At 71.4% G+C, this 14,722-nt stretch carries 14 protein-coding genes; 11 read left to right on the top strand and 3 right to left on the bottom strand.

Annotated elements, in window-relative coordinates:
• Positions 1 to 23 precede the first annotated feature (23 nt).
• From ACZ5AJ_RS09915 to purM, 6 genes are all read left to right on the top strand, one after another.
• Complete coding sequence (locus ACZ5AJ_RS09915) at positions 24 to 1,322, top strand: adenylosuccinate synthase (protein WP_464133606.1); 1,299 nt, start codon at positions 24 to 26, stop codon at positions 1,320 to 1,322.
• A gap of 4 nt (positions 1,323 to 1,326) precedes the next feature.
• Positions 1,327 to 1,872 (top strand): sterol carrier family protein, encoded by a 546-nt coding sequence (locus tag ACZ5AJ_RS09910; RefSeq protein ID WP_464133603.1) that lies wholly within the window; start codon positions 1,327 to 1,329, stop codon positions 1,870 to 1,872.
• On the top strand, positions 1,869 to 2,666 hold the full coding sequence (locus ACZ5AJ_RS09905) for a copper homeostasis protein CutC (protein ID WP_464133601.1): 798 nt from the start codon (positions 1,869 to 1,871) through the stop codon (positions 2,664 to 2,666). Before ACZ5AJ_RS09910 ends, ACZ5AJ_RS09905 begins: the two co-directional genes overlap by 4 nt.
• Positions 2,663 to 3,043: a hypothetical protein gene (locus ACZ5AJ_RS09900; protein WP_464133598.1), complete on the top strand. Its 381-nt coding sequence runs from the start codon at positions 2,663 to 2,665 to the stop codon at positions 3,041 to 3,043. Before ACZ5AJ_RS09905 ends, ACZ5AJ_RS09900 begins: the two co-directional genes overlap by 4 nt.
• Before the next feature lie 155 nt (positions 3,044 to 3,198).
• Positions 3,199 to 4,779 (top strand): amidophosphoribosyltransferase, encoded by a 1,581-nt coding sequence (gene purF / locus ACZ5AJ_RS09895; protein ID WP_464133594.1) that lies wholly within the window; start codon positions 3,199 to 3,201, stop codon positions 4,777 to 4,779.
• Positions 4,776 to 5,930 (top strand): phosphoribosylformylglycinamidine cyclo-ligase, encoded by a 1,155-nt coding sequence (gene purM, locus ACZ5AJ_RS09890; RefSeq protein WP_464133591.1) that lies wholly within the window; start codon positions 4,776 to 4,778, stop codon positions 5,928 to 5,930. Before purF ends, purM begins: the two co-directional genes overlap by 4 nt.
• Positions 5,931 to 6,167: 237 nt before the next feature.
• On the opposite strand, the gene ACZ5AJ_RS09885 is transcribed toward purM, so the two are convergent.
• Positions 6,168 to 6,365: a DUF3073 domain-containing protein gene (locus tag ACZ5AJ_RS09885; RefSeq protein ID WP_464133587.1), complete on the bottom strand. Its 198-nt coding sequence runs from the start codon at positions 6,363 to 6,365 to the stop codon at positions 6,168 to 6,170.
• 346 nt (positions 6,366 to 6,711) lie between these two features.
• On the opposite strand from ACZ5AJ_RS09885, the gene ACZ5AJ_RS09880 reads away from it, so the two are divergent.
• From ACZ5AJ_RS09880 to ACZ5AJ_RS09870, 3 genes are read left to right on the top strand one after another with little or no spacing between them, the layout of a single operon-like run.
• Complete coding sequence (locus tag ACZ5AJ_RS09880; protein WP_464133585.1) at positions 6,712 to 6,927, top strand: BldC family transcriptional regulator; 216 nt, start codon at positions 6,712 to 6,714, stop codon at positions 6,925 to 6,927.
• Positions 6,924 to 7,973, top strand: coding sequence for an alpha/beta hydrolase (locus tag ACZ5AJ_RS09875; protein ID WP_464133582.1), 1,050 nt, complete (start codon positions 6,924 to 6,926; stop codon positions 7,971 to 7,973). Before ACZ5AJ_RS09880 ends, ACZ5AJ_RS09875 begins: the two co-directional genes overlap by 4 nt.
• A 26-nt stretch (positions 7,974 to 7,999) precedes the next feature.
• Positions 8,000 to 8,470 carry a hypothetical protein gene (locus ACZ5AJ_RS09870; protein WP_464133579.1) on the top strand — a complete coding sequence of 157 codons (471 nt, stop codon included), beginning with the start codon at positions 8,000 to 8,002 and terminating at the stop codon, positions 8,468 to 8,470.
• A 25-nt stretch (positions 8,471 to 8,495) separates the two neighbouring features.
• On the opposite strand, the gene ACZ5AJ_RS09865 is transcribed toward ACZ5AJ_RS09870, so the two are convergent.
• Entirely contained in the window at positions 8,496 to 9,686 is a 1,191-nt protein-coding gene (locus tag ACZ5AJ_RS09865) for a flippase-like domain-containing protein (RefSeq protein ID WP_464133577.1), read from the bottom strand.
• 63 nt (positions 9,687 to 9,749) lie between these two features.
• Between ACZ5AJ_RS09865 and ACZ5AJ_RS09860 the strand changes: the two genes are divergently transcribed.
• On the top strand, positions 9,750 to 10,085 hold the full coding sequence (locus ACZ5AJ_RS09860) for a hypothetical protein (protein WP_464133575.1): 336 nt from the start codon (positions 9,750 to 9,752) through the stop codon (positions 10,083 to 10,085).
• A 94-nt stretch (positions 10,086 to 10,179) separates the two neighbouring features.
• Positions 10,180 to 13,011, top strand: coding sequence for a UvrD-helicase domain-containing protein (locus tag ACZ5AJ_RS09855; protein ID WP_464133572.1), 2,832 nt, complete (start codon positions 10,180 to 10,182; stop codon positions 13,009 to 13,011).
• 17 nt (positions 13,012 to 13,028) lie between these two features.
• On the opposite strand, the gene ACZ5AJ_RS09850 is transcribed toward ACZ5AJ_RS09855, so the two are convergent.
• The gene (locus ACZ5AJ_RS09850; RefSeq protein ID WP_464133570.1) at positions 13,029 to 14,714 is read right to left on the bottom strand and encodes a GNAT family N-acetyltransferase; all 1,686 of its coding nucleotides are present in this window, start codon (positions 14,712 to 14,714) and stop codon (positions 13,029 to 13,031) included.
• Positions 14,715 to 14,722 lie beyond the last annotated feature (8 nt).

Genomic DNA, 14,722 nt, shown 5'->3' with positions numbered 1-14,722 from the left:
AGCAGACCTGCCCAGGAGTCGCCATGCCCGCCGTCGTGATCGTCGGAGCCCAGTGGGGAGACGAGGGCAAGGGGAAAGCCACCGACCTGCTCGGAGAGCACGTCGACTATGTCGTCAAGCCCAACGGCGGCAACAACGCCGGGCACACCGTCGTGGTCCATGGCGAGAAGTTCGAGCTCAAGCTCCTTCCCGCCGGCATCCTCTCGCCCCGTGTCACCCCTGTCATCGGCAACGGCGTGGTGGTGAACCTCGACGCTCTCTTCGAGGAGATCGCCACCCTCGAGAGTCGCGGGGTGGACACCTCCCGGCTGCGGATCAGCGCGAACGCGCATGTCGTCGCTCCGTACCACCAGACGATGGACAAGGTCACCGAGCGCTTCCTGGGCAAGCGTGCGATCGGGACCACGGGCCGCGGCATCGGCCCGGCCTACATGGACAAGGTCGGCCGGCTCGGCATCCGCGTGCAGGACCTGTTCGACGAGTCGATCCTGCGCCAGAAGGTCGAGGCGTCGCTGCGCCAGAAGAACCAGCTGCTCGTGAAGATCTACAACCGGCGCGACATCGATGCCGACGAGATCTCCGACGGCCTGCTGGCCTACGCCGAGCGCCTGCGTCCGATGGTGGTGGACACCGTCGAGCTGCTCAACTCCGCCCTCGATCGCGACGAGGTGGTGCTGATGGAGGGCGGCCAGGCGACCTATCTGGATGTCGACCACGGCACATACCCGTTCGTGACCAGCTCGAACCCGACCGCGGGTGGCGCCTGCACAGGGTCCGGCATCGGCCCCACCCGCATCGATCGCGTGATCGGCATCGTCAAGGCGTACACGACCCGCGTCGGCGCGGGCCCGTTCCCCACCGAGCTGTTCGACAAGTGGGGCGAGCACCTGCAGACCACAGGCCACGAGGTGGGAGTGAACACGGGTCGCCCTCGCCGCTGCGGCTGGTACGACGCGCTGATGATCCGCCACGCGGTGCGCGTCAACGGCTTCACCGATCTGGTGCTGACGAAGCTCGACGTCCTCACCGGCATCGAGGAGGTGCCGATCTGCACCGCCTACGACGTCGACGGCGTCCTGCATCGGGAGATGCCGATGACGCAGACCGAGTTCCACCATGCGAGGCCGGTGTTCGAGACCCTCCCCGGGTGGACCGAGGACCTCTCGCAGTGCCGCACCGTCGACGACCTCCCGGAGAACGCGCGCAACTACGTGCGCCGTCTCGAGGAGCTCGCCGGCTGCCGCATCAGCGCCATCGGCGTCGGCCCGGATCGCGAGGACACCATCGAGGTGCACTCGCTGCTTCCGGGCGCCGACGACTGATCCGATGCCCCGCCGCACCGATCCGGAGGAGGGGCGCGCCGCGCTCCTGAGCTGGGCCGAGGATCCGGCGAGCGCGCGCCGCACGGTCCTCGCCCCGGCGGTGCGCCACACCCTCGAGCTGTTCGCCGAGGAGTTCCCCGGCGGCGCGGTGGAGCTGCGTGTGCCGCCGTTCGCCGCGGTGCAGGCGATCAGCGGCGTCCGTCACACGCGCGGCACCCCTCCCGCCGTCGTCGAGACCGATGCCGGCACCTGGCTGGAGCTCGTGACCGGTTCCCTGCCCTGGTCCCAGGCCGTCTCCTCGGGGCGGGTGCGCGCCAGCGGGGAGCGCAGCGACCTCGAGGAGGCGCTTCCGCTGCCCGGCCCGCGCCGGATCGTCCGGGATGCTCTCAGGCGCCGCGGGGACGATGGACAGGCTGTGTCCGCAGGGGATCCGGGGCAGGCGGGAGCAGCGGGCCCGGACCCGACCCGGTCGGAGGAGCGGGCCCCGGAACCGCACGACCAGCGCGACCAGCACGAAGAGCACGACCAGCAGAAGGAGCCCGAGGCGTGAGCATCGCCGTGGAGATCGCTGTGGAGGACCTGGCAGGTCTGGAGGTCGCCGCCGTCGGCGGTGCCGACCGCGTCGAGCTGTGCTCCGACCTCGCTCGGGGCGGGGCGACCCCGCCCGCGGAGCTCGTCGAGGACTGCGCCCGACGTGCCCGCGAGCTGGTCGCGGCGGGCGATGCCCGCCCCCATTTCGATGTGCATGCGCTGATCCGCTGCCGGGCAGGGTCCGACGACTTCCTGGGTCGTCCCGAGGAGTTCGTCTTCGACGCCGACGAGATCGAGCTGATGGCTCGCCAGGCCGGGGAGGCCATCGCCGCGGGAGCCTCCGGCGTCGTCCTCGGCGCTCTCACGCCAGCGGGAGGTCTCGATCTGCCTGCGCTGGAGGCCATGCGGGATGCCGCGCTGGACGCCGCCCGGACCGAGCTGCGCGGAGCGACCCTCGCCTTCCATCGTGCCGTCGACGCCATGCCCGACCGCACCGCACGGGTCGGCGCGGTCGAGCAGCTGCTCGCTCTCGGCTTCCATCGTGTGCTCAGCTCCGGCGGCGCCCGCACCGCACTCGAGGGTGCCGACGACCTGGCGGCGATGGTGCGTGCCGGAGAGGACCTGATCCAGGTGACGGCGGGCGCCGGCGTGCGGCCTGCCGACATCGCCGAGCTGGTGCGGCGGACCGGAGCGACGGACGTGCATCTCTCCGCACGACGTCGTCCCGGTGCCGTCGTCGAGGCTGATGCCCCCTCCACCGTGACCGATCCAGCGATCGTCGCCGCAGCGGTCGATGCCGCAGGAGCGCTGTGAACGAGAACCAGCCCATCGACCCGACGTCCGCCGACGAGCGGGCCGTCGACCCGACGTCCGCCGACGAGCGCGCTGTCGATCCGACGAGCGCTGATGAGCAGGGCTCCGACGAGCAGGCTGCTGACGAGCAGGATGGCGCCCCGATCGTCCAGGAGACGCTCTACGTGCGCCGTCGTCGTCGGCCGACCCTGATCACCTGGGTGGTCGCCGCGCTCCTGCTGCCGGGGATCGTGGGCCTGGCGATCTCTCCGCTCCTGGACCTCGACGCCGCGAACGAGGCCGTGAACATGGCGCTGTTCCTGATGGTCGCGGCCGGTCTGCCGCTGGCGACGATCGCCTGCATCGTGGACATGGTGATCCATCGCCGCTCCCGCTGAGCAGGTCCTCGCTGGTCGCGCTCATGGTCGGGCCGCCCGCGGTCCCGCCGCAGTCCCGCCGTGGTCCGGGAAGGGTCCCGCCGACGTGACGCACCCCGCTCGTCGGGGCGCGGACGGCACGGTCCCGGATGCTGATGCTGTGGCATGATGAGCCGGTGGCACGTGGCGACGGCAAACTTTCCCACGACCTCCTTCCCGGTGAGAAGGGACCCCAGGACGCCTGCGGCGTCTTCGGCGTCTTCGCCCCGGGGGAAGAGGTCGCGAAGCTCACCTACTACGGGCTCTACGCCCTTCAGCACCGCGGGCAGGAGTCCGCGGGCATCGCGACATCCGACGGCTCGCAGATCCTCGTCTACAAGGACATGGGGCTGGTCTCCCAGGTGTTCGACGAGGCCTCCCTCGAGGCCCTCCAGGGGCACATCGCGATCGGTCACGCCCGGTACTCGACGACGGGCGGGTCGATCTGGTCGAACGCCCAGCCGACACTGGGTCCTCGTCCCGAGGGGACCGTGGCTCTCGCGCACAACGGCAACCTGGTCAACACCGACGAGCTCGTGCAGCTGGTGCAGGAGCGCCACGGAGAGCTCAGGCGCGGGGAGATCGCTCGCGGGAACACCACCGACACCGCTCTGGTGACGGCGCTCCTGAACACCGAGGGCTCTCTCGAGGATGCGCTGCGGGACGTCCTGCCGCGCCTGCGCGGGGCCTACTGCTTCACGCTCATGGACGAGAGCGCGCTGTACGCCGCCCGTGACCCGCAGGGGATCCGTCCGCTGGTGCTGGGGCGTCTCGAGCGCGGCTGGGTGGTCGCCTCCGAGACCGCCGCGCTCGACATCTGCGGTGCGAGCTTCGTGCGAGAGGTCGCTCCCGGCGAGATGATCGTGATCGACGAGCAGGGACTGCGCTGCGAGCAGGTGATGGAGCCGCGCCCCAAGGGCTGCGTGTTCGAGTACGTCTACCTCGCCCGCCCTGATACCCGCATCTCCGGGCGCAGCGTGAACGAGTCCCGCATCGAGATGGGGCGTCAGCTCGCCCGGGAGCATCCGGTCGAGGCGGATCTGGTCATCCCCACCCCGGAGTCGGGGACGCCGGCGGCGATCGGCTACGCCCAGGAGTCCGGCATCCCCTATGGGCAGGGCATGGTGAAGAACGCCTATGTCGGCCGGACCTTCATCCAGCCCTCGCAGACGATCCGGCAGCTCGGCATCCGTCTCAAGCTCAACCCGCTGCGCGAGGTGATCGCGGGCAAGCGCCTGGTCGTCATCGACGACTCGATCGTGCGCGGCAACACGCAGCGCGCCGTGGTGCGGATGCTGCGCGAGGCGGGTGCCGCAGAGGTGCATGTCCGGATCTCCTCGCCGCCGGTGCGCTGGCCCTGCTTCTACGGCATCGACTTCGCCTCGCGGGCGGAGCTGATCGCCAACGGCCTGGGCATCGAGGAGATCGCCCGGTCGTTGGGCGCCGACTCGCTGGGATACATCTCCCAGGAGGGCATGGTGGCCGCCACCGGCCAGGACTCCTCGACCCTGTGCAGCGCCTGCTTCACGGGCGAGTACCCGGTGTCCCTGCCTGAGCCCGAGATGCGCGCCCAGGGCATCGTCGCGCGGCCCGCAGCCCGCGCGTCCGAGTCCGATCCCCGGGTCGCACGCACCGTCGGAGTCCCTGCGGCCGCGGAGACCGCGGGCACCGGCGATCCGGCCGAGACCATCACCGCCCCCGTCAAGGAGGATGCATGACCACCAGCGATCGCGCCCCGGAGGGTGCCTCGATCACCTACGCCTCGGCCGGTGTGGACACCGCGGCCGGCGATCGTGCGGTGGACCTGATGAAGGAGGCCGTGGCGGCCACCCACGGTCCCGAGGTGCTCGGCGGGATCGGAGCCTTCGCCGGTCTGGTCGACGTCAGCGCTCTCAAGGAGTACCGCCGTCCGCTGCTGGCCTCGTCGACTGACGGGGTGGGCACCAAGATCGCGATCGCCCGCGCGCTCGACGTGCACGACACCATCGGCCAGGACCTGGTGGGGATGGTCGTCGACGACATCGTCGTGGTCGGCGCGAAGCCGATCGCGATGACCGACTACATCGCCTGCGGCTCCGTCGTCCCCGAGCGCATCGCCGACATCGTGCGGGGCATCGCCGAGGGCTGTCGCCTGGCAGGCTGCGCTCTCGTCGGCGGCGAGACCGCCGAGCATCCGGGCCTCATGGCGCCCGAGGACTACGACGTGGCCGGTGCAGCCGTCGGCGTCGTCGAGGCTGATCGTCTGCTGGGCGCCGAGCGGGTGCGTCCCGGCGACGTGGTGCTCGGCATGGATGCCTCGGGACTGCACTCCAACGGCTACTCGCTCGTGCGCGCCGTCATCGCCGCCGCCGGCCGGGGGCTCGACCAGCATGTCGAGGAGTTCGGTCGCACCCTCGGAGAGGAGCTCCTGGAGCCCACCCGGATCTATGCCGCCGATGTGCTGGCGCTGCTCGAGGACGCTCGCACCGGAGAAGGCGTGCACGCGATCAGCCACGTGACCGGCGGGGGACTGGCGGCGAATCTCGCGCGCGTCCTCCCCGCGGCGGTCGGGGCGCGCATCGACCGCTCCCGGTGGGAGCCCTCCGCCGTGTTCCCCGCGATGGCGGGGTGGGGCTCGGTGCCGCAGCTGGATCTCGAGGGCACCCTGAACATGGGCATCGGCATGATCGCCGTCGTGTCCCCGGACTCTGCGGATGCGGCACTGGCCGTGCTCGCGGAGCGCGGACTGCCGTCCCGTGCGATCGGCGAGGTGGTCGAGCGGGACGCCCTCCCGACGCCCGTCGGCGAGATCGAACGGATCGTCTCCGGCGCGAAGGGCGTCGAGGGCGGAGCGGTGCTGATGGCCTCCCAGCATCCGGGGTGGGTCTGATCAGTCCGCTGCGTGCGGTGACCGTTCGGTCCGTCGGCCGCCCGACTCGCCGTCGGCGGCCTGGTCCGTCGGCGCCGTCGGGATGGCCGGAGCACGACAGGGCCGCCCCGAGGGGCGGCCCTGTCGTTCGTCGGTCCGTCGCGCTGCGGAGCGTCGAGCTGTCGACGGTGCGTTCCGGCACCGGTCCGGAGCCGACGACGGATGCGCGGAGCGGGGAGAGACTCCTGCCGTCAGCGCTCAGCGGCGATGCGCGGAGTGCGAGGCATCCTCATCGGCCCAGTCGTCGCTGTCCTCATCCGACCATTCGTCGGAGGAATCGCTCTTGGAGGAGGACTGGAGCTCGCGCTGCAGTGCCGAGAGGTCGGTGGGCGGACTGTAGTACTTCAGGTCCCGTGCCACCTTGGTCTGCTTGGCTTTCTGTCGGCCGCGACCCATGGATCTGACCCCCTGTGCGTCGGCTGGCGGGCGCTCTGACGGGCCCGGAAGATGGCAATGTCTCGGAACCCAAGAGTACATGCACTCGATGTGCGGGGGCCAACCGCCCGACGAGACATTGACGACGTCCGCTGGTCCGCGCCCCCCATCGAGGAGCGCTGTGCGCTATGGGCGCCCTGCGGGCGCAGTCGGAGAGCGCCGCTGTCCGCCCGATCTTTTGATCTGAAACGGAAGAAGTGTTTGCCGAGGCGATGACCTTCGTCGATACGCTGTTGCGATGCATCGTCGGCCTCCGCTGCCGTGCGGATGCGACTCCCTCACACCACGCGAAAGGCCTTCTGAGCTCATGAACGGATCCCCGGACCGCACCGCCGAGGGCGACGAGCGCGCTGAGCTCCTCACCCCTGCCGAGGTGGCCCAGATGTTCCATGTCGACCCCAAGACGGTCACGCGGTGGGCTCAGGCGGGGAAGCTCTCCTACATGCGCACCCTGGGCGGGCACCGCCGGTACCACCGGAGCGAGGTCATCGACCTTCTGAAAGAGAGCGCCGAGGGCGAATGACCCAGGACCCCGTCTTCGGGGAGGGCTTCACCGTCCACCACCTCGATCTCGGAGCCGATGACGAGGGCCCGGTAGTGGCCACGCTCGTCCACCGCGAAGCCGATGCCGGCAGTGATGTCGGCGCCGGCAACGCAGCCGGTACCGGCAGCGCTGCCGGCGCGGTCAGGGCCTCCGATGCACGCGCGTCGTCGGACCGCGCTCCGGTCCTGATCATGCACGGCTGGTCCGACTATGTCCTCGACCGGGGGCTCCTCGACCACCTGGGGCGGCGCGGGCATGACGTGTTCGCCCTCGACCTGCGCAAGCACGGACGCTCCCTGATGCCGTGGCAGACGCCCACGGCCATCGATCATCTCTCCCGCTATGACCGGGAGATCGACATGGCGCTGCGCATCATCGGCTGGCACCGCCCACCGATCATCATCGGACACTCGACCGGAGGACTGGTCGCCGCGCTGTACGCGCAGCGCAGACCCGGAGCGGTGCGGGGCCTCGTGCTGAACTCCCCCTGGCTCGAGATGCATCTGGGCCCCTCCACGAGACGGCTGCTCACTCGGCCGGTGACCGCCATCGCCCGTCGGGCCGGCGACCGATCCTTCCTCCCCCCGGCGGCGACCCATGCCGCGAGGGCCACGCATCGCGAGTTCGGCGGGCTGTACGACTACGACCTCGGCCTCAAGCCCGCACGCGGGCATCCGCTCCCCGCGTCCACGATGGCGGCGGTGCTCGATGGTCAGCGGCGCCTGGCTGCCGCGGGTCCGCTCCTCCTGCCGATCCTCGTGCTGCACTCCGCGCGCACCCGCATCGGGGTGCGATGGCACGAGTCGATGCGCCGCTCGGACACCGTGCTGGACGTGCACGCGATCGCCATGGCCGCACGCCACCTCGGACGCAGGGTGCAGGTCACCGCACTCGACGGTGCGCGGCACGAGGTGTTCCTCTCCGACGCCGACGTCCGGGCCACCGCGTTCGAGGTGCTGGACGGCTGGCTCGACGAGCACGGTGGAGGCACCTCCGAGAACGGGGTCTCCGACGCCCTAGGATGAACGGGGGAGGAACGGGACCGATGTCGATGAGCACCTCTGACCTGCGCCATCAGGCCGTCGCTCTGCGGCGTGCCGCCGACAGGGTGACGCTCCTGCGCCTCCGCCTGTCGGCCTCCCTCACCAGTCTCGCCTCTGCGGCCGACGCCGGTGCCGGCCACAGCGGGGATGCGCTCCGGGAGCGGTGGTCCCAGCACGAGGATCTCGAGCTCGGGCGGGTCGTGACGGGGCTTCGCCGCTGCGCCCGGCATCTCGACGACGTCGCGGTCGCGGGGGAGAGGGCGGAGGGTCGGCGCATGGGCGGGTATCAAGGCGCCGGATTCCTCGGTCGCGGCGATGAGGCCATCGCACAGGTATGGTCCATCGCCCACCTCGCGGGAGGCGCACAGGGCGCGCTGATCGGAGGAGCCCCCCTGGGAGGAGATCCGCAGGAGGTGCGGTTCCTCCCACAGGTCTCCCACCGCCTGGGTGAGGCGACGCCGGAGTTCGACGGCGACTGACGCCGGTGCGATCGTCGGGGTGGGATCAGCGCCGGCGAGCGAGGGTCGGCATCGCTGCCGCCGCGCCCATCACCAGCGGCACGACCAGGGTGGCGATCGCAGCGAGCAGCACCGCCGATGCCGCTGCGTCCGCGCCGATGCCGAGGGCGACCAGTGCGGCCGCTCCTGCCGTCTCGGCGATGCCGACCCCGCCCGGCGTCAACGGCACCAAGGACAGCACGCGGCCGAGGGCGAAGACCGCGATCACCAGCAGCAGAGGCAGCTCGGCGCCGCTCGCGCGGATCGCCAGGGCGAGTGCCGCGCACTGCAGCGCGCGCGCGAGCAGGGTGGGCAGCAGGAGTCCGACGGTGCGGGTGCGCACTCGCTCCACCAGGGCGTCGCGCTCGGCGATGACCACATCGACCAGGGGCCGCTCGGTCTCGGGCAGCGGGAGTATCCCGCCGAGCTGCTCGACCAGGCGGGTGAGCGGCCGACGGCGCAGCAGCAGCGAGGCCAGCAGGAGGGCGATCGCGCCCATCGCGACCGCGATCACCACAGCCCAGATGGTGCCCGGCAGATCGATGGCGGCGGCTCCGGTGGGTGCCGCGAGCGCATACGCGAGCAGTCCGATCACGGGGACGACCACCGTGGAGACGGCCGTCTCGACGAGCGAGGCGGTCAGGATGCCGGTGATGATCGCAGCCAGCGCGAGGCCTGCACGGCGGAGCATCCAGCCCAGCAGCAGGGGGCCGAGCAGCGAGCCGCCGGGGATCGCGAGCGACAGGGCGCTCGACGCCGAGTGCCCGGCGAGCGCCGTCGGATACCGGGCTCCGCGCACGGCGGTGCGCACGGTCACGGCCTCGAGCGCGACGGCCACCGCGCCGAGCACGGCCACGGTCGGGATCGACCAGGCGGGCAGTGACGCGAGCGCGCTCAGGATCCCCGGCCAGGTCGCGCCCGTCGCCCAGGGGAGGACGAACCCCAGCAGCGCTGCGACCAGGATCAGCGAACCGAGCGAGGTGAGGATCCGCCGTCGGCCGACGTGAGGAGGGGCCTCGATGCTCAGGTCGTCCGGGAGCCAGGCGATATCGCGCTCCCCGGGCGCGGACTCCTGCGTGCGCCCGGACTCCTGCGTGCGCTCGCGCTCCTGCGTGCGCTCGGACTCCTGCCCGGGCTCGGGCGGGGAAGCGGGCTCGGACTGATGCGCGGGCTCGGGCTGCTCGCCGTGGTGGGGCATGGGGTGAATTCTCGCACGCGAGCTGGGAACCATTTTTCGGACACTGCGTCGTATCGTTGAGTCATGTCCGCGCTCATCTCCGTCTTCGTCGTCCTCCACATGATCTGCTGGGCCGTCGCGCTCGGCACGTGGGTCGCTGCCGCGCGCACCCGCCGCCCCAGCCCCGGCATGGCCCATGCGACCGCCGGCGCGCTCGTGTTCGGGCTGGTCCTGATGATCCTCGCCTCGGTCGGAGGGGACGCGAACCAGATGAAGCTCGGGATCAAGTTCCTCGTCGCGCTGATCGCGACCGCCTTCGCCTACGTCGCCAAGAACCGCGGCGAGGAGACCCCGGCGCCGATCTGGTTCGGGATCCCCACCGCGATCATCCTCAACATCATCATCGCCGTCTTCGTCTGACGTCCCCGGTCCGGGCGGCTGCGGCGCCGGATCGTCCACAGCGAGGCCCGGTCCGCTCCCAGCGGTCGGGCCTCCCGCCTATCCTGGTGCCCCCATGAGCTCACTCTTCGACGACCTCTCCCTGCCCGACGCCTTCCGCCGACTCGACGGCGTCCAGGTCGCGCCCTCGGCCGCGTCCGCGGCGTCGGCCGCACCTGGAGGCGGAGCGCCGAGCGAAGCTGATCAGCACCACCCGGACGACTCGCACGACTCGCACGACCCGTACGACCCGCAGGAGCCGGTGTTCGACGAGATCCCCCCGGAGGAGGACGAGCCCCCCTTCGAGGAGTCCCCCTTCGCGGCCGAGCCGCCGGCCGCCACGTCCGCCTCCGCACCGCCCGTCGCCGCGTCCACGGCGACGTCCGGGTCCTGGGCGGACCGCGCGCCGTCGGCGGCCCATGCGTCGTCGGCGGATCTCGACGCGCTCGTCGCGGATCTGAACCCGCCCCAGCGCGAGGCCGTCGAGCACCGCGGGAGCCCGCTGCTGATCGTCGCGGGAGCCGGCTCGGGCAAGACCCGCGTGCTCACCCGGCGCATCGCCCATCTGCTGGGATCCGGGCAGGCGCTGCCGGGCGAGATCCTTGCGATCACCTTCACCAACAAGGCGGCGGCCGAGATGCGGGAGAGGGTCGAGGAGCTCGTCGGCCCCGCCGCCCGGTACATGTGGGTGTCGACCTTCCACAGCGCCTGCGTGCGGATCCTGCGGCGCGACGCGCAGGCCGCAGGACTGAAGAGCTCCTTCACCATCTACGACAGCGCGGACTCCCAGAGGCTGATCACCACCATCGCCAAGGATCTGCAGCTGGACACGAAGAAGCACGCCCCGCGGATGATCGCCTCGCGGATCTCGTCCCTCAAGAACGAGCTCATCGACCCCGTCGACTTCGCCGACCAGGCGGAGAGCGCGAAGAACCCCTTCGAGAAGACCCTCTCGCAGATCTACACGGCGTATCAGGCGCGTCTGCGGCAGGCCAACGCCGTGGACTTCGACGACCTCATCGGGCTGACGGTCACCATGCTGCGCGAGAACCCGGCGATCCGCGAAGGGTATCGCCGGCGCTTCCGCCACCTGATGGTCGACGAGTACCAGGACACCAACCCCGCGCAGTACGCGCTGGTGCGGGAGCTGACAGGCGATGACCCGACCGCGGACCTCACCGTCGTGGGCGACTCGGACCAGTCGATCTACGCCTTCCGCGGCGCGACCATCCGCAACATCGTCGAGTTCGAGCAGGACTTCCCCTCGGCGCGCACCATCGTGCTCGAGCAGAACTACCGCTCCACCCAGAACATCCTCAGCGCGGCCAACGCCCTCATCGAGGGCAACGAGGGACGGCGCCGCAAGAGCCTGTGGACCGATCAGGGCGAGGGGGAGCAGATCACGCTGTACGTCGCGGACGATGAGCAGGCGGAGGCACGCTACATCGGCCGCCAGATCGACGCGCTGGTCGACGACGGACGCAGTGCCGGCGACATCGCGATCTTCTACCGTGCCAACGCGCAGTCCCGCGCGCTCGAGGATCAGCTGATCAGGGTGGGCCTGCCCTATCGGGTCGTCGGCGGCACCCGCTTCTACGAGCGCCGCGAGGTCAAGGACGCGATCGCCTACCTGCACGTCCTGGTCAACGCCGACGACGAGATCAACCTGCGGCGCATCCTCAACGTGCCCAAGCGCGGCATCGGCGACAGGGCCGAGGCGGCGATCGCGATGCTCGCCGAACGCGATCGGATCTCCTTCGGGGAGGCTCTGCGCCGCGCCGAGGACGCTCCCGGCATCGCCACCCGTTCTCTCAACTCGGTGCGCGGCTTCGTCGCGATGATCGATGACCTGCGGGCGATCGCCGCGAGCGGCGAGGGCCCGGCAGAGCTGCTCGAGGCCGTCCTGCAGCGCTCGGGCTACTACGCGGAGCTGCAGGGCAGCGACGACCCTCAGGACGAGTCCCGTCTGGAGAACCTCGCCGAGCTGATCAGCGTCGCCACCGAGTTCGAGGCGCAGCGGGAGGCCGCGGACGCCGTCGCCAGCGAGATGGAGGACGACGACGGCAACGGCGCGGACGGCGCGGACGGTGCTGATGAGGCCGACGAGGCCGGTGCCGGGAGTGCATCCGCCGCGGTCGTGGGCACCGAGGTGCGCGGCGCGACCCTCGATGCGGCGGGCGACCCGGAGGCGAGCCTCGTGGACCAGTTCCTCGAGAAGGTCTCCCTGGTGGCAGATGCCGACCAGGTCCCCGGGGCGGAGGACCAGTTCGTCACGCTGATGACCCTGCACACCGCCAAGGGCCTCGAGTTCCCGGTGGTGTTCCTGACCGGCATGGAGGACGGGACCTTCCCGCATCAGCGCACGCTGGGCGATCCCGGAGACCTCGAGGAGGAGCGGCGTCTGGCGTACGTGGGGATCACGCGAGCCCGCGAGAAGCTGTACCTGACGCGGGCGCAGATGCGCGCCACCAGGGGCGCCCCGCAGTTCATGCCCGCGAGCCGCTTCCTCGAGGAGCTCCCCGAAGAGGTCGTGGACGTCGCGCGCGCCGGATCGACGCTCAGCGGCGTCGGCTTCGGATCGGGCGGTCACGGGGGCGGCTACGGAGGCGGATTCGGTGGATCCTCCCGCTCGGAGAGCCGTCGCGGACCGTCCTTCTCGGGCGGGATCGGGGGCGGCAGGAACGACGTCAAGCGGACCAGCAGCTTCGGCTCGGGACGCAAGCCCACGCCCGCCTCGGCGATGCCGCAGCTCGCCGTGGGCGATCGCGTCACGCACGACTCCTTCGGCATGGGCACCGTCACCGAGGTGGCAGGCAGCGGCGAGAAGACGCAGATCGAGGTCCAGTTCCGAGACCCCCACGGCCGTAAGCGCCTGCTGCTGCGGTACGCGCCCGTCACCAAGCTCTGAGCCCGTCGGGCGAGGTCTCAGTCCGCGACGACCTCGACCTCGATCCCCTCCGCGCGCTCCGCGCACCAGGCGAGCTGCCGGTCGCCCCCGGCATGCGGATAGCGGTCGGCATACAGCTCCGACCAGCCATGCTCGGGGGCCAGCGCGCGAAGCTCGTCGAGCATGCGCACCCGGTCCTGCGGATCCGCGCCGCCTGACAGCCGCAGCGCCACATGGTTCATGCCCGGACGACGTCGCTCCGCTGCGGAGCCGACGACGTCGGGGGACTGCTCGAGGACGATGTACGAGCTGTCGCGGTGGCGCCAGGTCCGCCCCTCGTCCCATCCCGGGACGACCTCGCTGTGCCAGCCGAGGGCGCCCAGCAGCCAGTCCCAGGCGGGTTCGGCGGTCCGCAGATCCGAGGTCCACAGCTCCAGGTGGTGCATGCCCGCGAGGGGAGCCGGACCGGCCCCGGACGGTCCCGCAGCGGCCTCGGGAGACTCCGCAGCGGCGTCGGGAGACTCCGCAACGGCCTCGGGCGGTCGCGGGGGCTGTGCGAGCGGGCGAGCGAGGATCGTCGTCGTGCTCCGGACAGGGCCGTCGGCGAAAGGACGGACCTCTCCCGTCGGGAGATACCCGAGCCTCTCCCAGAACGAGGCTGCGGCCTCGGCGTTCGTGGCGACGATCCCGATGCGCAGGCGGTCGGTCCCGCCCAGGGCGCGCAGCTGCGCCAGCAGGCTCTCGTGCAGCAGGCGGCCGAGGCCGCGCCCGCGATGGTCCTGATGCGTCAGCAGCAGTCCGATGTGGGCGGTGCCGGGCTCTGGCCAGTCCCGGATGACGTCCACCAGGCCCAGGAGATCCTCGGGCCCGGTATCGGGACCGGAGGAGAGGAGTCCGAGCACGAGCTTCGCCTCCGGCACCGCATCCGGCGGCAGGTCGGTGAGGATGGCGAGGCCATCCCCGGGGGCGGGCGCCCTCCCGCGGATCCGCTCGGTGAAGCCGCCTCCGGCCTCGAGGAGGTGCTGGACGGCTGCCGCGTCGGCAGGGGAGAGGGGGCGCACGGTGAAGGCCGAGCCGCGACGGTCATCGCTGGCATCGTCGCGTTCACTGCCCTGCGGGTCCTGTGCCTGCCCCTGCGGGGGCTGCGCCTGCCCCTGAGGGCCCAGTGCCGACGTCGCGAGAGCACGGGCACGCTCGGGGTCGTGCGGTGCGCGGCGCATGGTGCTGAGCACGATGGCGCCGAAGAGCGCGTCGGCGATCGCCGCGGGATCCGCCCAGGCAGGCAGCTCGCGTCGCTCCGCCGCGACGGAGAGCCGTGCCAACAGGGAGGCGGGTGCAGGGTTCGTGCGCTCCAGCAGGCGTCCGACCTCGTCGTCCTCGGCGGCCGCGGCGATCAGCGAGCGGAACAGGGAGGTCGATCCGCTGTCTCCCGAGAAGCGCAGCATCGCGTCCAGCCATGCCTCCAGATCGGCACGGAGGTCGCCGGTGTCGTAGACGTCCGGGGTGCTCTGCAGGAGCACCCCCTCGGCGATGGCCTCGGCCACGAGCGCGGTCTTCGTCCGCCACCAGCGGTAGATGGTGGGCTTGCCGACCCCCGCTGCGGCGGCGATCCCTTCGACGGTCAGGCCCGGCCAGCCCTTCTCGTCGAGCTGGGCCGCCGTGGCGTGCAGGATCGCCTGCCGCGCGCTCTCGCTGCGGGGCGCTCCGCGTCCTCGTCCTGGCATACGGCGAG

The sequence above is a fragment of the Brachybacterium zhongshanense genome (genome assembly GCF_055385755.1).
The sequence above is the reverse complement of the archived record's forward strand: the minus strand, read 5'-3'. Positions and strand labels throughout refer to the sequence as shown.